Origin of the sequence: Mitsuaria sp. WAJ17 (genome assembly GCF_014174515.1) — a bacterium.
GTDB lineage: Bacteria > Pseudomonadota > Gammaproteobacteria > Burkholderiales > Burkholderiaceae_C > Roseateles_B.
Genome location: NZ_JACJUG010000031.1, coordinates 18,149 through 35,046, shown reverse-complemented (window position 1 = coordinate 35,046; position 16,898 = coordinate 18,149). Strand labels below are relative to the sequence as shown.

Sequence of the window (16,898 nt, the reverse complement as noted above, 5' to 3'; positions counted from 1 at the left end):
CCTCAGGCGCCAGCGGCCATCCGGGAGGACGCCGCTGGCGCTGGCTCTGGGCATCCGGCCTGAGCCTGAGCCTGCTCGGCCTGGGCCCGTGGCTGCTGTCACCCGGAGCCCCCAGCCCCGCTGCGGCGGGCACCGGTCCAGCGCTGCCAGCGCGACAGCAGGCGCCCTGGGCGGCGGCGCAGGCCTCAGACACCGCCTCTGCCCCAGCGGCGGCGCTGAGGCCCCGGGAGGCGGCAGGCGTGCGCCTCCTGGCGCTCAGCCAGGACAGTCGCGGTCGCTGGCTGGCCCGCCTGCAAGTTGGGGAGGATCCCGCCAGGTCGGCCCAGGCGGGCGATGTGGTGGCGCACGGCCTGCGCGTCGAGCGCATCGCTGCAGAAGGCGTCACGCTGCGCCGGGGCCTGCTGCTGGAGCATCTGCCCTTTGCGGGCCCCGTGCAGCGAAGTCCGGTCGCTTCGCATCCCCAGCCCGCGCCTGCGCCCTCGGTGATCGTGAGCCCGCCAGGCCAGGATCCGCCAAGAAGCAGCGGCGTGGAACGGGCCATCGAGCGGGCCGTCCGGCTTGCAGGGACCGGCGCCATGGCGCAGGATGCGGCAACTGCTCCCGGCACCGCCCAACCCACCAAGTGAGCGTCCGTCAGAATCCTGGCCTCGCCCCTCGGCGCGGCCATTTGCGCCCGCTGGCGTTGCTCGCCACGGCGGGTTTCTGGCAGGGCGTGCCGGTGAGGGCTGAGGACCGCGCCCTCTGCACGCCCCAGTTCAGAGGGGTGAGCAGCGCGTCGAGGCCTGCCTCGCTGGCCAGCGGGGGTGGATCCGCAACGGCACGGGAGTATCGACAGCGGCCGCCCCCTCGATCCCGCGCCCCTGCTTCGGGAAGCCGCGGGCCTGGCGCAGGCCCGCGAGGTGATGGCGCGCAGCCCGCGCCTCCAGCACGTCGCCGCCTGACGCTTCGCCTCAGAAGGCGGTCTGGACCGAGAAGGACAGCAGTCTGTGGTCCCCGAAGAAGTCGTATTTGGACTGGTCCCTGGACACGTCGTACTGCGCCTTCAGGGCCACGTTCTTGTTGAGGTCGTAACGCAGGGCCAGGCTTTGCGTGCGCCGCCCCTCGATGGCGAATCCCAGGTTGTTCTCCTGCGTGCGGTAACGAGAGACTGTCGCCATGCCGGTCCAGTCATGCCAGCGGTAGCCGAGGCCGACGAGGAAGTAGTTGTAGACGAAATCCGAGGTCGATTGCTGGAAGCGGTTGATCTCGCTGCGCAGGATCCACTCGCGCCCGTCGTAGTTGAAGGAGAGCCCGGCAATGGTGGTCCGGTAGCCGGGGAGGTTGTCCCGCCGCGTGCCATCGGCGAGGTCGCTCCACTGGTAGTTGTCGAAGCGCATCAGCATGAAGCGGGCGCTGTAGACGCCGTCCGACACCGTCAGGTAGCCGCCCAGGATGTTGCGCCACTTCTCGGTGGTCGGGTCGCCCCAATAGATGCGCGTGTTGTAGGGCGCGTTGTCGTTCTGGAAATTGCCGGCCCAGAGGTTGCCCTCCAGGGTCCAGCTGCCCTTGAGCGCGCCGCTGTAGGCCAGGTTGGCGCCATCGTAGGCGTAGATGGGCCAGCCATAGACGTCGGGGGCCGGCCGCACCCAGGGATAGGCGGTGCCGATGTAGAGGAAGTCGCTGTAGTAGTACAGGGGAATGCGCTTGCGCCCGGCTTGGAGGGTCCAGGAGTCATTGAGGGCGTATGAGAGGTAGGCCCAGTCCAGCGTGGGCCGGTAGTTCTTGTTGTTCGCCCGGGCGACGACCTGAGCCGTGGCCGAGAGCGCCCCGTTGACATGCACGGTGCCCTGCAGGCCCAGCAGCGATTCCTGATCGGCCTGCCAGCCCCGGGACTTTTCGTAGACCCCCACGTATTCCCAGTTCTGGATCGCGCAGGGGCATTGCCATTCCATGTAGTTGCGCTCGGTGCCACCGAGGACCTTGGCCACGGTCAGCTGGGCAAAACCGGACCAGGTGAAGCGCATGTCCTCGGCCTGGCTGGGCGCGGCCCAGGCCAGGGCGAGGCCCAGCGCGACGAATCGAAGCTTCAGTGCGGCGTTGTTCGAGGTGTTCATCTCGCCCTCCTTTCACTTGATCTCAGCCAGGACCTTGACGCTGCCATCGACCAGCCCCGCGTCGATGTAGCCCACCAGGTTGGGATTGCTGGCCACCAGCTTCTTGACGGCCGCACCATCCCCGGCCTCCTGTGGTGGTGCGCCCTTGCCAGTGAAGACCATGCGGGACCAGTAGGCCTTGATCTGCGCCTCGCTGCGGCCCGCCACCTGCCCATAGAACTGCCCATAGGCCGGCGAGCCGGCCGTCTGATCGATGGGGATGGCTTTCTCGCCGTTGGGGAAGCTCTTGACGCTGCCCAGGAAGATGGCAGAGACCTGTTCGCTGCTCAGCTTGGGCGCCGTGCTGGAGGCGCCCACGACAACGACCAAATGATCCGCCCGCGCAAGCGTTGCCGAGCAGAGGGCGAGGACGGCGATCGCCGCACTGCCCAGGGTACGAGTGACAAGCTCCACGTCGTTCTCCTCTCAAGAGTCAACAGTGAACCCTGCCCCGAAGGACGCACCCATGGCCGCGCCCCCGAGACTTGCTTTGCATCCCATCCCTGAACACAGCTGGCCGGACATGGCCTGCTGTGCGGCCCCTTGCTGCTCAGGCGGCAGCGTCGAAGCGTCAGACCAATGTGCATGGAAAGCAGGCGCCGCGCAATCGAGGTGACGAACTCAGGTGACAGCTGTCGCGTAATGGGGACGGCGCTTGATCTTCCGCAGAGCGCCCTGCGCCTGGACCGTGCAGCCGTACGCGCCCAGGCATGCGCCGGGGTGGGGCGGGCGGTACGGATCCTCGACACAACAGGATCCGCCCGTTGCCAGGACACGCACCAGCAGTCCAGCAGGAAGCCGGACTCAGCGGATGGAGGGGCCTGCCCCGCAGCCTGGTGCGCAACAGCGCCTGAACATTTCTGCACAGCGGCCTGAACAAGCTTTCGATGGCGTCGTCCGCCGCCGGTCCTTAAGGTCGTGCACTCTTCCACGAGGCATTGACATGCACCACCTTGAACTCATCAGCAACATCCTGTGTCCCTACACCCAGCGGGCAGCCATCCAGCTCACCGAGAAGGGCCTGGAGGTCCGCCGGACCTACATCGACCTCACCGACAAGCCGGGCTGGTTCGTCCGGCTGTCGCCCCTGGGCAAGGTGCCCGTGCTGCGCGTGGGCGACACGCCCGTCTTCGAGACGGCCGTCATCTGCGAGTACATCGAGGAGACCCATCCCGACCGCACGCCCATGTGGCCGCACCACGCCCTGGATCGCGCCCGCCATCGCGCGTGGGCAGAGTTCGCATCGGCCGTGATCGGCGATGTGTTCGGCTTCTACATGGCGCCGGACGAAGCCGCGTTCGAGCGCAAGCGCCTGGAGCTCGCCGGCCGCTTCGCGCGCCTGGAGAGCGCACTGGCCGAGGCGGGGCCGTACTTCGACGGCGAGCGCTTCGGCCTGGTGGACGCCGCCTTCGCGCCGATCTTCCGGCTGCTGGACACCTTCGACCAGTTGGCGGACTTCCGCCTCCTCCACGGGCTAGCGGCGACAACTGCCTATCGCCACAGGCTGGCGGCGAGGCCCAGCGTGCGCGTCGCCGTGGTGCCCGACTACGGACAGGTCTTCCTGCGCTATCTGGCCGGGCGCGGGTCCTTCTTGGCCCGACTCGCGACCGCCGCCGAGAAGCGCTCAGTCGAGGCCTGACATCTGCCGGGACGCGCCCGCGATCTCCTCGGACAGCGCCGCGCTCGCGCGGCGCATTCGCGGCACACGCGCGACATCCTCGTGCATCAGCAGCCACAGCGGCTGCGTCAGCTCCTCAAGCGGCGAACCCAGGCGAACGAGCTCAGGAATGGCCCCGCCCACGAAGCAAGGCAGCACGGCGCAACCTATCCCCGCACGCGCGGCCTGGGCTGCGCCCAGCAGCGTGTTCGCGCGGAACCGGACTGCCTCGGGAGCGACGTTGCGCGACAGCCAGCTGCCCGGAGCACTGCAGGCCAGGCCCGCATCGAAGCCGATCCAGGGCAGGCCAACGGTCGGCGCCAAGGGTGCTGTCGCCTCGGTCAACTGCCGCGGCGCGTAGATTGCCATCGCCACGGAGCCAAGCTCGCGCCCTCGCAAGGTCTCCTGCGGCGCCCGGGTCACGCGAAGTGCGATGTCGGCCTCGCGCTGCGCCAGCGAGACGAGATCGTTGGACACATGCAACTCGAGCTGCAATCCCGCATGCCTGCGACAAACCGCCGCCAGCACACCGGGCAGCAGGTACTCGGAGACCGCATCAGGCGCCGTGATCCGAACCGGCCCGTCATGTCCCTCGTCACGCCCGCCGACGCGACGCTCCAGGCTGGCGATCTCATCACGAAAGCGAAGCGCCAGCGCACGGACCTCCTCGCCCGCCTCAGTCGGCCGCAGGCCGCTCGGGGTGCGATCGAACAAGCGCGTTCCGAGGCGCCGCTCAATCAGCTGAAGCCGGCGCGACAGCGTCGGATGGCTGACATGCAGCCTGGCTGCAGCGCCGCTCAGGGTGCCGCACTCCATGATGGCGAGTGCGACACGCAGGTCGTCCCAATCAAAGGCGGAGGTGCGGCTCATGCGGGCCATTGTCGCCGCGCGTGGGCACGTTGGCCTCTCAATCCGTCCAGCCCCTTCGTCACCCCGCCACGGGCAATTTCGACCTCGGAATGCCCTCCTCTTCTGCCGGCAACGGTGAAGCCCCCTCTAGCGACTGAGCGAAGCGTGAACGCCTGCACGCCTGCCCGCCAACCAATCGGTCGGCGCCATGCCGGTCTTGAGGACGAAGGCGCGAGTCAGTGCTGAAGCGCTGCCGTAGCCGACCTCGTCGGCCACATGCTTCACCTGCCGCCCCTTGCTGAGGAGGCTTTGTGCCAGACCAATGCGCCAGCTCGACAGATACTCGCCCGGCGCTTGCCCGACGACCTGGGTGAACTGCGCCGCAAAACGTGCGCGAGACATGCCCGCCACGATGGCGAGCTGCTCCAGCGTCCAGGGCTTCGCGGCATCGGCATGAATGGCGTGCAAGGCCCTCGCCAAGCGGGGATCGGCCAAGCCGCCCAGCACGCCGACCTTCAACTGCCCCTGCCCCAGCACTTCCCGCAGCAGATGAATGAGCACCAGCTCGCTCAGGCGATCGACAGCGGCGGCTCGCCCCTGGCGCTTGGAAAACGCTTCGTCAAACAAGAGCTGCAGGCTCATTTGCAAGCCCGGTTGCTCCTCCAGAGGCACGACCAGCATGGAGGGAAGTTCCGCCATCATGTGCTGGCCCAGCGGCGCATCACAGGCGACGGATGCGCAGATCAAGTCAGTCCCGCCTACGTCGGGCGCACGCAGACGATACGGCGTGGCACGAGGAAAGAACAGGGCAGCAGGCGCACTCACCGGGCGAACTGAGCCGTCGGGCAGCAGCACATCCAGCTGCCCCTGCCGCATCACGTGCAGATGGCCCACACCTTGACCGTCATCGAACTGCGCAAGGCCGCAGAGCTGCCCTGAAAAGAAGACGCGCGCCTTCAGCTCGAAGCGCGTCAACAAGGTATCAATTTCGTCTTCCATAGGAGCCTGCCCTTGTGCTGCGAAGATGCGCCATCGTCGCCCGCCAGGCCAGGTGCTGCCAAGCCACGCCCGGCACATAAGCTCATTGCGCCGAGCGGAACAATCGCCTGGACAGCAAGGCGTCGAAAGACAGTATCCCGGCACCCTTGGCCACCAACAAGGTCATCAGGCTCATCCAGCTGAGATGCGTGGGCCAGGCGTCCGGGTAGACCAGGAACTGGATCACCAAAGTCATCGCCAGGAGGCCGATGGCTGCATAGCGCGTGGCCAGCCCCAGGACCAGAAGAATCGGCAACGCATGTTCGGCAAGGGCTGCCAGCGAAGCGGCCACTGCCGGGTCCACCCAGGGGAGTTGGTACTCTTCGGCGAACAAGGCCACGGCCGAGTCGCTGAGGGTGAACCAGCCGTCAACCTTGGTCCGCCCCGAGCGCCAGAAGATGCCTGCGATCGCCAGACGAGCCGCCAGCAACACGAGCGTTTCAGAGAAGAGGCGTCCGGCCCCATGAACCAGAGTTTGGTGCGCATGCCGCAGCGCGGGAGGGTGAGCGTTCACGATGTGGTCTTTCTGTGTTGGCGCCTGGATTCATGGCAGTTGGAGGTTGACGGTTGAATCCGTCAGGTCGGCGGCATCTGCAGGGCGCCGTTCTCAAGCAATGCGCCCAGCGCGGCCTGCAGGTCGAACGGGCGCTCGGGCGACTCCCGGCTGCTGGCATGAGCGGCGGCATCGGCAAGGTTCTGTCCCGCCGCAAGCGCGTCCAGCAGATGCAGGCTGGCCAGCGGCACCTCGTGCACCCAGACCTCGTCATCAGGCCGGGTCACGAGCACACCGGCGGCATCGCGCAGCTCGACTTCCGTCTCGGTGCGACCGGCGCGCGCGCTGCGCCACAGCTCGACCAGTGCGTAGCCTGGGGAAGCCCTCCAATGCGTCGCAGGCGCTACCTTCAGCTGCAGGGCCGGCAAGGCCTCGGCCGGCAGCATGGCAAGGTGAGTCGCGGTCAGCGGGAGGTGATCGCCTGCCGCATGGGCGCGCATGTTCATCCAATCCACCCAGGCCAGATCGCTGGTGTAGCGAGCCAGATGCGCGTGTTCCATCGAGGCCAGAAAGTCGGGAAAGCCGTCACCGTACAGGAACAGCCGACCGTCTTGAGGCGGGTGGGCACGCGCGAATGCCGTCGCCGCGGGCCAGAACCAAGGGCCTCCCACCCAGTTGGCAACGCTGAGGAAGTTGGCCTCCAGGGACTCGATGGCTGCGCGTAAGCCGGTGTTGACATAGACCGCCTTCGCCGCCGGCTCAGGGGCCAGCCCGGCTTCAACGTCGGTTCCGACCAGCAGCTGCCAGCCATCGATACCGGTCAGGAATTGTGTGTAGAAGCTCGAAGGATCAATCATGAGCGAAGCTCCGGGTCGGCGTTGCTGCTCGCACGCGCTCCAGCTCCTGCCAGAGCGCGGAAAACTCAGGCACCGCGCCATCCCATTCAATCAGCGTGGGGCGCGGCCCAATGCGTTGGCACAGGGCTGCGTAGAGGGACAGCACCTCCTCGGATACCGGGCAGTCGTGGGAATCAATGAGCAGCCGGGGGCCCAGCACGGGATCCTGGCTGTGCCCTGCCAGGTGAATCTCGCTGATGGCATCGACGTCAATCTCCGCCAGCCAGTCGCTGGCTCGCTGGTGGATGTTGTTGGCACTCACGTAGAGGTTGTTCACGTCCACCAGCAAGGCGCAGCCTGTTCGTCGCACCAGTTCGTTCAGGAAATGAGGCTCGCTGAACTCATGCCCCTCCAGGATCAGGTAGTGGCTGGGGTTCTCAAGAGCCAGGCGCATGCCGGTCAGCTGCTGAACCTGGTCCACATGGGCAACGACCCGCTCCAGCAAAGCGCTTGTGCGCGGCGCCGGCAGCAGATCCGGTACATAGCGTGTTCCCAGGCGCGACCAGGCCAGATGCTCTGACAGGCGGACCGGCTTCACCGCATCGACCAGATGCCGCAGTCGATGCAGATGCTGCAGGTCCAGAGGATCCGGCCCCGCCAAAGAGAGCGACACGCCGTGCAGAGCCACCGGGTGGCGCTCGGCCAGTGCTGCCAGCATGCGCGGGCGCGGCCCGCCGTCAGCCATGTAGTTCTCGGGATGAACCTCGAACCAAAGGCCTTCGGCTTGCGTCTGCATGGCTTGCCGGAAATGCTGGGGCTTGAAGCCCAGCCCTAGTGACGTCTGCACGGTAGCGCCCATTCCTGCTGTGAACCTGCGTCGATACCCGCCGCACTCAAGCCTTGAGCGGCGTGAGCGAGCCCTGTCCCTTGGGCGTCTTGGTGGTGACGCAGGTGCCCACGGGCACCTTCTTCCAGGCGTTGCCTTGGTAGTCCACCTTGGAGGTTCCGGCGCAGCTGGTGCCGGGGCCGGCGGCGCAGTCGTTCTGCCCGGCCAGGGAGATGCCATAGCACTTCTCCATGGCGACCTTGCCGCCGCCCGGCTTGCTCTGCTCCGCGAGGGCCGCGCCCTGCACGGCTGCTGCCAATGCCAGGACCGTGATCACGTGTCGTCGTGTGCTCATGATGTGTGAGGGCTGGATTCTTGGGGGATGGAAGGGCGCGCTCGTCTCAAGACAGCGCGCCCCGCTGCATCAAGCCAGGGACTTGGGGGTCTTGGCCTTGATCGAAGGCCAGTTCGCATCGGCCTTCTTGTTGTTGCCCGGCACGTCTTCCAGCCACTTCTTTTGAACGTCCTTGTTCACATTCAAGTGCAGCTTGCCGTCCACCAGCTTCCAGGCGGTCGGGTCGCCGTCAAGCTTCTTCTCCAGGGCCACGCCCATGGCGCAGAAGCCGCCGTAGGCCGGCTCGTACTTGCCAGGGTTGGCATTGAAGGCATCGCGGTTGGCCGCGCTCGAGAACAGATAGGTCACGCCGTTGTGCTTGGCCGAGAACTCAGCCTTGCCAGCGGTGGGCGCGCCCACCGTGTGATAAGCCACCGGATCGTGGCCACGCAGGCCGATACCCTTGCTGTCGATGTTCACAGCCGCTGCAGAGTTCTCGTCATAAGCAAACGCCACGGACGGGGCGAAGCCTGCGGTCAGTGCCGCGGCGGCAGCCACAGCGATCAGGGAAGCACGGAATTTGCTCTTGGACATGATGTGCCTTTCTTGGGCGGTTCGGTAGGAAGTTCTTGCTGAAGTTGCTCGGCGGGCATCACAGGACACTCGCCACAACCTCGGTTGCCACAGCAGTTGGTCAGGGCTTCTTGCGCTTGCATGGCCTGGCCCGACTGCATGGACTGAACTTTAGAAACCGAAGCCCCTGCCGTGGTGACTGAGCGTCTCGTTCGCTAGCCCAATCGTCTTGAATCGCCGAGCAGGCCTGCTCGGCGCCCGCCCCGCTGGACGAGGGTCCAGCTGCAGCAGATGCTTCGGGACGACGAACGCAGGCCCCTGCTGGCTCATACCTTGCAGCGCGAAGGCCGCCACGCCGCCGGGTGGGCGCGCCACTCTTCCGCGCGCCGGAACAGCCCATTTCCCTGCAGGTGATTTCTGAGGGGCGCCTCGATCCCTAGAGTTCGGCTCCAGGCCTGCAGCAGGCAGCAGGACCTCAAACACCCTCAATCGAAACCCACCAAGGAATCACCATGAAAGCAGCCATCATCATCCTGTCCGACCCCAAGAACGGCGGCGAAGACGCCCTGGGACGCATGTTCAACGGCCTGGCCGCCGCTTATGACTTCAAGCAGCGCGGCACCGCCGTGTCCATCTACTTTCAAGGCGCCGGCACCCGCTGGCCTGGCGTGATCAGCCAAGCCGACCACCCCGTGCACGCCCTCTTCAAGGCGGTGGAGAACGAGATCGCTGGCGTGTCCTGCGGTTGCGCCGACGTGTTCGGTTCGCGTGAAGAGGCTGTGAAGAGCGGGTTTGACCTGATCACCGACAACAGCGTGCCCGGCACCTCCGGGCTGCCCAGCCTCGGCAAGCTGGTGGCAGACGGTTTCACCGTCTTCACGTTCTAAGCCGCCAGTCGGGAGACGACCATGACCTTTGAATTCCATGAAGGCGAGCGCGCCGTGCAGGCGCGCGCCGGAGAGGCCGCGATCGCGCTGCGCAATGCCAGCGTGATCACCGACACGGTGATCGCGGGAGCCCGCCCCTTCATTGAAAAGCAGGTCATGGTCGCCACCGCGACTCGCAACCATCGAGGTCAGCTCTGGGCCTCGATGCTCTTCGGTCAGCCTGGCTTTCTGCGCAGCCCCGAAGGCCGAAGCATCGACATCTCGGCAAGCCTGGCGCAGCGCCAGACCGACAATCCCTTCTGGCAGGGACTGAACCTCGGCACACAGGCCGGCCTGCTGTTCATCGAACTCTCGACCCGGCGCCGCTACCGCGTGAACGGTCATGTCGAACACCTGGACGACTGGCAGATCCGCGTCGCGATCGACGAGGCCTACCCCAATTGCCCCAAATACATCCAGCGCCGCCATCCCCATGCGCCGGCCGGCGACGCCATGCCCGCCGAGGCCGGCCCCGTGCGGCGCGGCCAAGCCCTCGATGAGGCCAGTGCGGCGCTGATCAGCGCGGCCGATACCTTGTTCATCGCCAGCGGCGCACCTGCCGGCTCGCTCGATGCCTCGCACCGTGGCGGGCCGACCGGCTTCATCGAGCGCCTCGACGCACGACGCTTGCGCGTGCCCGACTACGCAGGCAACAGTCTGTACAACACCCTCGGCAATCTCGCACTGGACCCAGCCTGCGGCCTGGTGGTGCCACACTTCGCCACCGGCCGACTCCTGCACCTGACGGGACGCGCCCGGCTGCTTTGGGACCAGGCAGACCCGCAGGGCCTCACCGGCGGCACTGGTCGCTTCTGGGAGTTCGAGATCGAGGAGTGGCTGCTGCGCGAGCAGGCCATGGCCCTGAGCTGGGAATTCCTGGACGCCTCGCCCTTCAACCCCAAGGTCTCCACATGAAGCTGATCGTCCACCAACTGCTGCGCCATGGCGCAGATGTGCTCGAGCTTCGCCTGCGCCATCCGCAGGGTCAGGTCTTGCCAGGCTGGTCTGCTGGCGCACACCTGCGGCTGAAGCTGCCAGTCTCCTGCGTCCAAGGGCTGGAGCGCCATTACTCCCTCATTGGCGCACAAGGCGCCGCCGAGGAATACCGCATTGCTGTGTTGCGGGACCCTGCCTCACGCGGCGGATCGCTCTGGATCCACGAGCAACTAACGCAGGGACAGGCCCTCGACGTGGACGGCCCCTTCGATAGCTTCCCGCTGCAGGCCGGGCAAGGCCGCACCGTGCTGATGGCCGGCGGCATCGGCATCACGCCCATGCATGCCATGGCCCATGCCTTGAATGCGGCAGGCCAGCCCTTCGAGCTCCACTACCTGGCGCGCAGCGAGGACCGTCTGGTTATGTTGGACGAGCTCCGTGCCCTGCAAAACGCGCACCTGCATCTGCATGCGGGCTCGACCCCACCGGCGCTGGATGCCCTGCTGGGGGCATTCAGCCCCGGCGCCACCCTACATGCCTGCGGCCCCGTCCCCTTGCTGAATGCGCTTCGTGAACGCGGCGCCGCATTGGGCTGGCCCGCCTCCGCCCTGCACTTCGAGAGCTTTGGTGCCCGGACTCAGACGGGCGACAAGCCGATTCGCGTGCATCTCGCGCAAAGCGGCATCGAGGTCGATGTTCAGCCAGGCACCAGCATCCTGGATGCCCTGATAGCCGCCGACGCTTTCGTGGCCTATGACTGCAAACGCGGTGAATGCGGGCAGTGCCACAGCCGCGTTCTGGAGGGCCGACCGCTGCATCGCGATGTGTGTCTGAGCCCTGCACAGCGCGCCGAGGGCCTGTGCACCTGTGTGGGCTGGGCCAGCAGCGAGAGTCTGACGCTGGACCTATGACTCGCGCGCTCGCGACTGACCGCCTCCACCTCCTGAACGTCTTTGTCGCCGTGGTCGATGCCCAGGGCTTTGCGGGCGCCGCCCGGCAGCTGGGCCTCTCGCCTCCGGCCGTGACACGCGCCATTGCCGCGCTGGAGCGCCAGCTCGGAACGCGCCTGCTGGCGCGCACCACCCGCAGCATGCGAGTCACCGAAGCTGGCGACCGCTACGTCGAAGACTGCCGCCGCATCTTGGGCCGACTGAAGGAGGCCGAAGCGGCCGTCACCGGCCTGCATCATCAGCCACAGGGCCATCTCGCCGTCACCGCGCCCGTGTTGTTCGGCGCACGCTTTGTGACGGGAATCATGGCGGAGTATCTGCAGCGCTATCCCAAGGTGAGCGCGACCTGCCTGTTCCTGGACCGCGTGGTCGATCTGGTTCACGAGAATGTGGACGTGGCGCTGCGGGTTGGCAACTTGCCCGATTCCAGCCTGCAAGCCGTGCAGGTTGGACTGGTGCGACGTGTCATCTGCGCCGCGCCGGCCTATCTGGCGCGGTGCGCAGCGCCGCGCGTACCGAACGATCTGCAGCATCACAGCATCATCGCCGCCTCAGCGGGTGGTCCATCGACAGAGTGGCGGCTCGCACAGGGCAAGCAGGCCCTGTCTGTGCGCCTGAGCCCCCGACTGGTCACCACCACCAACGATTCGGCCTTGCAGCTTGCCTTGGGCGGCCTGGGCTTGACGCGCCTGCTGAGCTACCAGGTGCGCGAGCACCTGGCCAGCGGCGCCTTGGTAACGCTGCTGGACGACTATGCGCCTGCGCCCCTGCAGCTCAACCTCGTTCATCGCGAGGGGCGCTACGCGAGCAGCAAGGTGCGATCCTTCATGGATCTCGCCATCCAGCGGCTGCGCGCAGAGCCCGCCCTGTCCGCCTGAGGCTGCGTCAGGCCGTCAGGCCGCCAGGGCCGCGGGCTGGAAGGCAGGATCCAGCGGCGTGCCGACCAGGTGGTTGCTGTAGTTGGACATGACCTTCATGGCAATGCCCAGCACCACCTCCAATGCGGTCTGCTGCGTGTAGCCCGCGGCCAGCAGGCTTTGCAGCTGCCCATCGCGGGGCCAGCCGCGTTGTTCCACCATCTGCTGCGTGAACTGTCGCAGCGCCTCCAGCTTGGGATCTGACAGCGGCAAGCCCTGGCGCAGCGCCTGCACCACCGTGGCGTCCAGGTTCTGCATGCGAGAGATGGTGCTATGTGCGGCCACGCAATAGTGGCAGCCATGCAGGCGGCTGGCGGTGAGGCTCACCACTTGCTGCTCCAGCACGCTCAGGCTGCTGGACGCATAGGCCTCGGACGTATCGACATAGGCCGCCAGCAGGGCTGGGGCGCTGGCCATGCCTGCGAACAGATTGGGCACGAAGCCGTAGCGACGCTGGGCCTGCGCGAGCAAGGCTTGCGCGGCGTCCGGTGCGGAGTCAGTGGTGTGGATGGGGAACTTGCTCATGTCGGATTCTTCAGTTGAGGAAGGGAAGTAGGAGGAAGGCAGATGCGGCTGATCACAGACGGATGGCCACCTTGCCGAAGTGTTGGCCGGAGGCCAGATGCGTGTAGGCCGCAGGGCTGGCATCGAAGTCAAAGACGCGATCAATCACAGGGCGGATGCGGTGCTCCGCCATGAATTGATTCAGCCGCTGGAACTGGGCCACAGAACCCACGCAGATGCCATCGATGCGGGCGTTCTTGAATTGCAAGGGCTGGATGTCGGGGCGGGCATTGAAGCCACTCAGCACGCCGATCTGTGCAATGCGTCCACCAGCTGCCACGGCACGGATGGAGCGGTCATAGGTGTCCGGCCCGCCCAGTTCCAGTATGTGATCCGCACCCAGCCCCTCGGTCAGGGCCAGGACCTGCTGGTCCCAGTCAGGGTTGTCGCCGTAATGGATGGTGACCCAGGCGCCCAGTTGCCGCGCACGTTCCAGCTTGGCATGCGAAGAGGACGTGACGATCACCCGAGCCCCCGCAGCTGCGGCCAACTGCAGTCCCAACAGCGCCACGCCGCCGGTGCCTTGCACCAGCACTGTCTCGCCGGCCCTTACCTGGCCACGCTCAAACAAGGCATGCCAGGCCGTCAGCCCGGCGCAGGGCAGGGTGGCCGCTTCCTCATCAGTGAGGTGCGCGGCGGGCGCGACCAGCGACTGCGCAGGCACCAGCAGCTGCTGGCTCAGGACGCCATCGGTGTTGCCACCGCCCAGGGCCAGCTGCAGATGGGCAGGGTCGAAGCGGCCATCGACCCAGGCCGGGAAGAAGTTGGGGCTGGCGCGGTCACCCACCTGCCAGCCCTGCACGCCGTCGCCAACAGCCAGCACCGTGCCGACGGCATCTGACAGGGGAACGAGGCCATCGCGAGCAGCTCCGTTGGCAGCGCCCTGCAGGGTGAGCAGGTCGCGGTAGTTCAGGCTCGCGGCCTTCACTTGCAGAAGCACCTGGCCCGCAGCGACCTCGTGAATGGCCGCTCCGGCCTGCTCCTGCAGCTGCGCCTGGGCGCCGACGATGCGAATCTTGTATTGCTGATTCATGATGCCGTATTTGTGTAGTGATCGATACACAAATAGTAGCCATCTGGAATCGGTCGCGGTGTTCCGTGTTGCGCAAGACTGAATTTCGCAGTCTGGCAGTCGTCGCGCTGCTGTTTATGTAGGGATCGATACAATTCATCCATGCCAAACTCGAGATCCGCGACCACCCCAGCCATCGTTCCAGAGGGAAGCCGCCTGCCCGGGCGCCCGCGCAGCTTTGACCGCGCGGCGGCCTTGGACCTGGCGCTGGATCTCTTCTGGCGGCACGGCTATGAGGGCGTATCCACGGCCACGCTGGCGGGCGCCATGGGCATTGCGCCGCCCAGCCTGTATGCGGCCTTTGGCAACAAGGAGTCGCTCTACCGCGAATGCCTGGATCTCTATGCGCAGCGCCATGGCGCCTTCCTCGGCGATGCCCTGCTGTCCGGTTTGCCGGCGCGCGCGTGCATGAAGCAGGCCCTGCGGGCGGCTTGCCGCCAGTACACCGACCCCAGCCACGCAGCCGGCTGCATGGTGTCGGCCGCCGGCCTGCAGGGAGCGCCGGCCAATTCAGCCCAGCACGCTCAGACCGAAGCCATGCGCCTGCAGGCCAGACAGGCCATCGAGCAGCGGCTCAGGCGCGCTCGCGCAGAAGGGGAGCTGCCCGCAGGCGCAGACTGTGCTGCCTTGGCCGGCTACTTTGCGCTGGTGATTCAGGGCCTGGCGATCCAGGCGCGCGATGGCGCCAGCACCAGCAGCCTGCTGCGCATGGTGGACGTGGCGATGAGTGCCTGGCCGACTGAGGCGCGTGCAGCAGCTCGTACGCGATAGGCCTTGCCAACGCTGCAGCCGGTGCAGAGCCTGGCGCCCTGTCGCCGCGGCCGGTCCGCAGGGGCGCGCGGCATGATGCATCACGCCCTGAAGCCAGGCGCAGCTCCACAAAAAAAGGGCGCCCCCGCTGGGGCGCCCTCTGGCAAAGCCTTGTCTGAAGTCAGTCCTGGGTGTTCACAGGCCCAGATCGCTCAGCGAGGGATGGTCGTCCGGGCGGCGGCCTTGGGGCCAGTGGAATTTGCGCTCTTCGGGCTTGATGGGCAGGTCATTGATGCTGGCATGGCGCACAGCCATATAGCCCAGGGCATCGAATTCCCAGTTTTCGTTGCCGTAGGCGCGGTACCACTGGCCCGAGTCATCGCGCCATTCGTAGGCAAAGCGCACGGCGATGCGGTTCTCGCTGACGGCCCACAGTTCCTTGATGAGGCGGTACTCCTGCTCCTTGGCCCATTTGCGCTCCAGAAAGGCCTGGATGGCCTCTCGCCCCTGGAAGATCTCGGCTCGGTTGCGCCAGCGGCTGTTGGCCGTGTAGGCCTGGGTCACGCGCTTGGCATCGCGCGTGTTCCATGCGTCTTCAGCCGCACGGACCTTCTGAATCGCCGTCTCGCGGCTGAATGGGGGCAATGGGGGACGCGGGGTTTCAGGACTTGTCGTATTCATGGTGCTCGCAGAACTGGGGTTGAGAAATCCGACAGCCGCGCTTGCGGCGCCAGCCACAAGCAACTCCCGCCGGGTGAAGTCGGGTTGAGGTTCGTTGTTGTTCATTCTTTGGCTATGGGGCGCCACAGGCCCGGCATGTCCACATGGCCAGGCAGGGCCTGCATGCGAGACAACCAGGCCATCAGATGGACGTGAGGTGAGAGCTCCAGGCCGCCCTCGGGTGCGAGAGCGATGTAGGGGTAGACGGCCAGATCCGCGATGCTGGGCTGATCGCCCGGCACCAGCCAGGGCTGTGTGCGCAGTTGATCGTCCAGCAAGTACAGCAAGGCCAGGCTGCGCTGTGTCGTGGCTTCCAGGTCGATGGAGCGGCCGAACTTGCGATGCATGCGCAGCAAGGCCGGCCCATGCGACACCTCATTGGCTGCCGTGGACAGCCAGCCCTGCACGGCCGCCAGACGAGCCGGGTCCTCCGGCCACCAGGCCGGACCGCCGTAGCGGGCCGCCAGGTAGACCAGGATGGCCTGGCTGTCGCGCACCACCACCTCGCCATCCACCAGCACCGGCACCTGACCGAACGGGTTCATGGCGAGGAACTCGGGCTGCTTGTGAGCGCCCCCCGTGGGTACCGCCACTTCATGCGGTAGCGACAGCATCGAGAGCATGAGGCGCACCTTGTGCGCATTGCCGGACAGGGGAAAGTGATAGAGCTTCATGACCATCCTCAGGCGCCATGGTTTGGACTGAGCGCTCGCTGAACCGCGGGCCGGCTCTCGATGCGCTGGAGCCAGTCCTGCACGGCGGGGTAGCGATCGATGCGGACGCCGGCATAGTCGGCCACGCGAAGCCAGCCAAAGTGGGCAATGTCAGCCACCGAGAAGCGCTCTCCGGCCAGCCAGGGGCTCTGCTGCAGGCGGGTCTCCAGAACAGCCGTCAGACGGCGCGACTCCGCCTGATACCGCTCAATGCCCGCAGTGATGCGCTCGGACTGGCGCATGAACCATCCCGCCTGCCCGAACATGGGGCCGACCCCGCCGACCTGGAAGAACAGGTACTCCAGGGCACGAATGCGCTCCCTGGGAACGGCCGGCATCAGCCCGCCATACTTCTCGGCCAGGTAGAGCAGGATGGCGCCTGATTCGAACACCGACACCGGCTCGCCCTCGGGGCCCTTGGGGTCGACGATCACCGGGATGCGGCCATTGGGGTTGAGCGCAAGGAAATCCGGGCGCTTCTGTTCGTCACGGCCCAGATTGACGGGCACGATGCGATAAGGTGCGCCCAACTCTTCGAGCGCGATGGGGATTTTCACGCCATTGGGCGTGGGGGCGTAGTAAACATCGATCATGGTCGAAAGTGTGTTGTGA

The 16,898-nt window shown here is 66.5% G+C and carries 21 protein-coding genes; 7 read left to right on the top strand and 14 right to left on the bottom strand.

The window, feature by feature from the left end:
• The first annotated feature begins 239 nt into the window (after nt 1-239).
• On the top strand, nt 240-626 hold the full coding sequence (locus H5407_RS20065) for a hypothetical protein (protein ID WP_183106271.1): 387 nt from the start codon (nt 240-242) through the stop codon (nt 624-626).
• A 324-nt stretch (nt 627-950) separates the two neighbouring features.
• On the opposite strand, the gene H5407_RS20060 is transcribed toward H5407_RS20065, so the two are convergent.
• Together H5407_RS20060 and H5407_RS20055 are read right to left on the bottom strand one after the other, a co-directional pair.
• Nucleotides 951-2,093 carry a hypothetical protein gene (locus H5407_RS20060; RefSeq protein WP_255501344.1) on the bottom strand — a complete coding sequence of 381 codons (1,143 nt, stop codon included), beginning with the start codon at nt 2,091-2,093 and terminating at the stop codon, nt 951-953.
• A 12-nt stretch (nt 2,094-2,105) separates the two neighbouring features.
• Entirely contained in the window at nt 2,106-2,546 is a 441-nt protein-coding gene (locus H5407_RS20055) for a phosphate ABC transporter substrate-binding protein (RefSeq protein ID WP_183106270.1), read from the bottom strand.
• Nucleotides 2,547-3,075: 529 nt separating this feature from the next.
• Between H5407_RS20055 and H5407_RS20050 the strand changes: the two genes are divergently transcribed.
• Nucleotides 3,076-3,771, top strand: coding sequence for a glutathione S-transferase family protein (locus H5407_RS20050; protein WP_183106269.1), 696 nt, complete (start codon nt 3,076-3,078; stop codon nt 3,769-3,771).
• Here the strand turns inward: H5407_RS20050 and H5407_RS20045 are convergent.
• The 7 genes from H5407_RS20045 to H5407_RS20015 form a co-directional block, all read right to left on the bottom strand.
• The gene (locus H5407_RS20045) at nt 3,757-4,659 is read right to left on the bottom strand and encodes a LysR family transcriptional regulator (protein ID WP_183106268.1); all 903 of its coding nucleotides are present in this window, start codon (nt 4,657-4,659) and stop codon (nt 3,757-3,759) included. The genes H5407_RS20050 and H5407_RS20045 overlap by 15 nt on opposite strands.
• Nucleotides 4,660-4,785: 126 nt before the next feature.
• Nucleotides 4,786-5,637, bottom strand: a complete 852-nt coding sequence (locus tag H5407_RS20040) for an AraC family transcriptional regulator (protein WP_183106267.1) — start codon at nt 5,635-5,637, stop codon at nt 4,786-4,788.
• Between the two features lie 82 nt (nt 5,638-5,719).
• Nucleotides 5,720-6,190, bottom strand: a complete 471-nt coding sequence (locus H5407_RS20035; RefSeq protein ID WP_404935646.1) for a DoxX family protein — start codon at nt 6,188-6,190, stop codon at nt 5,720-5,722.
• Nucleotides 6,191-6,252: 62 nt separating this feature from the next.
• Nucleotides 6,253-7,026, bottom strand: coding sequence for a putative DNA-binding domain-containing protein (locus H5407_RS20030; protein WP_183106266.1), 774 nt, complete (start codon nt 7,024-7,026; stop codon nt 6,253-6,255).
• Nucleotides 7,019-7,864 (bottom strand): DUF692 domain-containing protein, encoded by an 846-nt coding sequence (locus H5407_RS20025; RefSeq protein ID WP_183106265.1) that lies wholly within the window; start codon nt 7,862-7,864, stop codon nt 7,019-7,021. Before H5407_RS20025 ends, H5407_RS20030 begins: the two co-directional genes overlap by 8 nt.
• 34 nt (nt 7,865-7,898) lie before the next feature.
• Nucleotides 7,899-8,186, bottom strand: a complete 288-nt coding sequence (locus H5407_RS20020; RefSeq protein WP_183106264.1) for a DUF2282 domain-containing protein — start codon at nt 8,184-8,186, stop codon at nt 7,899-7,901.
• 69 nt (nt 8,187-8,255) lie between these two features.
• Nucleotides 8,256-8,759, bottom strand: coding sequence for a YHS domain-containing (seleno)protein (locus H5407_RS20015; RefSeq protein ID WP_183106263.1), 504 nt, complete (start codon nt 8,757-8,759; stop codon nt 8,256-8,258).
• A 491-nt stretch (nt 8,760-9,250) separates the two neighbouring features.
• On the opposite strand from H5407_RS20015, the gene H5407_RS20010 reads away from it, so the two are divergent.
• Genes H5407_RS20010 through H5407_RS19995 form a run of 4 tightly spaced genes read left to right on the top strand, consistent with a single transcriptional unit; the run spans nt 9,251 to nt 12,428 of the window.
• A complete protein-coding gene (locus H5407_RS20010; protein ID WP_183106262.1) occupies nt 9,251-9,625 on the top strand; it encodes a DsrE family protein in 375 nt (124 codons plus the stop codon).
• Between the two features lie 21 nt (nt 9,626-9,646).
• Nucleotides 9,647-10,579: a pyridoxamine 5'-phosphate oxidase family protein gene (locus H5407_RS20005; protein WP_183106261.1), complete on the top strand. Its 933-nt coding sequence runs from the start codon at nt 9,647-9,649 to the stop codon at nt 10,577-10,579.
• Nucleotides 10,576-11,511, top strand: coding sequence for a PDR/VanB family oxidoreductase (locus H5407_RS20000; RefSeq protein WP_183106260.1), 936 nt, complete (start codon nt 10,576-10,578; stop codon nt 11,509-11,511). The genes H5407_RS20005 and H5407_RS20000 overlap by 4 nt, the downstream gene beginning before the upstream one ends.
• A complete protein-coding gene (locus tag H5407_RS19995) occupies nt 11,508-12,428 on the top strand; it encodes a LysR family transcriptional regulator (protein ID WP_183106259.1) in 921 nt (306 codons plus the stop codon). The genes H5407_RS20000 and H5407_RS19995 overlap by 4 nt, the downstream gene beginning before the upstream one ends.
• A 15-nt stretch (nt 12,429-12,443) precedes the next feature.
• Here H5407_RS19995 and H5407_RS19990 read toward each other — a convergent pair whose 3' ends face one another.
• Nucleotides 12,444-12,992 (bottom strand): carboxymuconolactone decarboxylase family protein, encoded by a 549-nt coding sequence (locus H5407_RS19990; RefSeq protein WP_183106258.1) that lies wholly within the window; start codon nt 12,990-12,992, stop codon nt 12,444-12,446.
• A gap of 52 nt (nt 12,993-13,044) precedes the next feature.
• Nucleotides 13,045-14,064: an NAD(P)-dependent alcohol dehydrogenase gene (locus H5407_RS19985; RefSeq protein WP_183106257.1), complete on the bottom strand. Its 1,020-nt coding sequence runs from the start codon at nt 14,062-14,064 to the stop codon at nt 13,045-13,047.
• A 141-nt stretch (nt 14,065-14,205) separates the two neighbouring features.
• Between H5407_RS19985 and H5407_RS19980 the strand changes: the two genes are divergently transcribed.
• Complete coding sequence (locus tag H5407_RS19980; protein WP_183106256.1) at nt 14,206-14,874, top strand: TetR/AcrR family transcriptional regulator; 669 nt, start codon at nt 14,206-14,208, stop codon at nt 14,872-14,874.
• Nucleotides 14,875-15,048: 174 nt separating this feature from the next.
• On the opposite strand, the gene H5407_RS19975 is transcribed toward H5407_RS19980, so the two are convergent.
• The 3 genes from H5407_RS19975 to H5407_RS19965 form a co-directional block, all read right to left on the bottom strand.
• Nucleotides 15,049-15,534, bottom strand: coding sequence for a nuclear transport factor 2 family protein (locus H5407_RS19975; RefSeq protein WP_183106255.1), 486 nt, complete (start codon nt 15,532-15,534; stop codon nt 15,049-15,051).
• Between the two features lie 101 nt (nt 15,535-15,635).
• Nucleotides 15,636-16,247, bottom strand: coding sequence for a glutathione S-transferase family protein (locus H5407_RS19970; protein ID WP_183106254.1), 612 nt, complete (start codon nt 16,245-16,247; stop codon nt 15,636-15,638).
• Between the two features lie 8 nt (nt 16,248-16,255).
• The gene (locus tag H5407_RS19965) at nt 16,256-16,879 is read right to left on the bottom strand and encodes a glutathione S-transferase family protein (RefSeq protein WP_183106253.1); all 624 of its coding nucleotides are present in this window, start codon (nt 16,877-16,879) and stop codon (nt 16,256-16,258) included.
• Nucleotides 16,880-16,898: the final 19 nt, after the last annotated feature.

Bases quoted from the DNA above. Each gene is read 5' to 3' on its own strand.
- H5407_RS19970 (WP_183106254.1), bottom strand. From the start codon at position 16,247: ATGAAGCTCTATCACTTTCCCCTGTCCGGCAATGCGCACAAGGTGCGC.
- H5407_RS20060 (WP_255501344.1), bottom strand. From the start codon at position 2,093: ATGAACACCTCGAACAACGCCGCACTGAAGCTTCGATTCGTCGCGCTG.
- H5407_RS20045 (WP_183106268.1), bottom strand. From the start codon at position 4,659: ATGAGCCGCACCTCCGCCTTTGATTGGGACGACCTGCGTGTCGCACTC.
- H5407_RS20000 (WP_183106260.1), top strand. From the start codon at position 10,576: ATGAAGCTGATCGTCCACCAACTGCTGCGCCATGGCGCAGATGTGCTC.
- H5407_RS20020 (WP_183106264.1), bottom strand. From the start codon at position 8,186: ATGAGCACACGACGACACGTGATCACGGTCCTGGCATTGGCAGCAGCC.
- H5407_RS20015 (WP_183106263.1), bottom strand. From the start codon at position 8,759: ATGTCCAAGAGCAAATTCCGTGCTTCCCTGATCGCTGTGGCTGCCGCC.
- H5407_RS20040 (WP_183106267.1), bottom strand. From the start codon at position 5,637: ATGGAAGACGAAATTGATACCTTGTTGACGCGCTTCGAGCTGAAGGCG.
- H5407_RS19975 (WP_183106255.1), bottom strand. From the start codon at position 15,534: ATGAATACGACAAGTCCTGAAACCCCGCGTCCCCCATTGCCCCCATTC.
- H5407_RS20050 (WP_183106269.1), top strand. From the start codon at position 3,076: ATGCACCACCTTGAACTCATCAGCAACATCCTGTGTCCCTACACCCAG.
- H5407_RS19995 (WP_183106259.1), top strand. From the start codon at position 11,508: ATGACTCGCGCGCTCGCGACTGACCGCCTCCACCTCCTGAACGTCTTT.
- H5407_RS20005 (WP_183106261.1), top strand. From the start codon at position 9,647: ATGACCTTTGAATTCCATGAAGGCGAGCGCGCCGTGCAGGCGCGCGCC.
- H5407_RS19965 (WP_183106253.1), bottom strand. From the start codon at position 16,879: ATGATCGATGTTTACTACGCCCCCACGCCCAATGGCGTGAAAATCCCC.
- H5407_RS20025 (WP_183106265.1), bottom strand. From the start codon at position 7,864: ATGGGCGCTACCGTGCAGACGTCACTAGGGCTGGGCTTCAAGCCCCAG.
- H5407_RS20030 (WP_183106266.1), bottom strand. From the start codon at position 7,026: ATGATTGATCCTTCGAGCTTCTACACACAATTCCTGACCGGTATCGAT.
- H5407_RS19980 (WP_183106256.1), top strand. From the start codon at position 14,206: ATGCCAAACTCGAGATCCGCGACCACCCCAGCCATCGTTCCAGAGGGA.
- H5407_RS19985 (WP_183106257.1), bottom strand. From the start codon at position 14,064: ATGAATCAGCAATACAAGATTCGCATCGTCGGCGCCCAGGCGCAGCTG.
- H5407_RS19990 (WP_183106258.1), bottom strand. From the start codon at position 12,992: ATGAGCAAGTTCCCCATCCACACCACTGACTCCGCACCGGACGCCGCG.
- H5407_RS20010 (WP_183106262.1), top strand. From the start codon at position 9,251: ATGAAAGCAGCCATCATCATCCTGTCCGACCCCAAGAACGGCGGCGAA.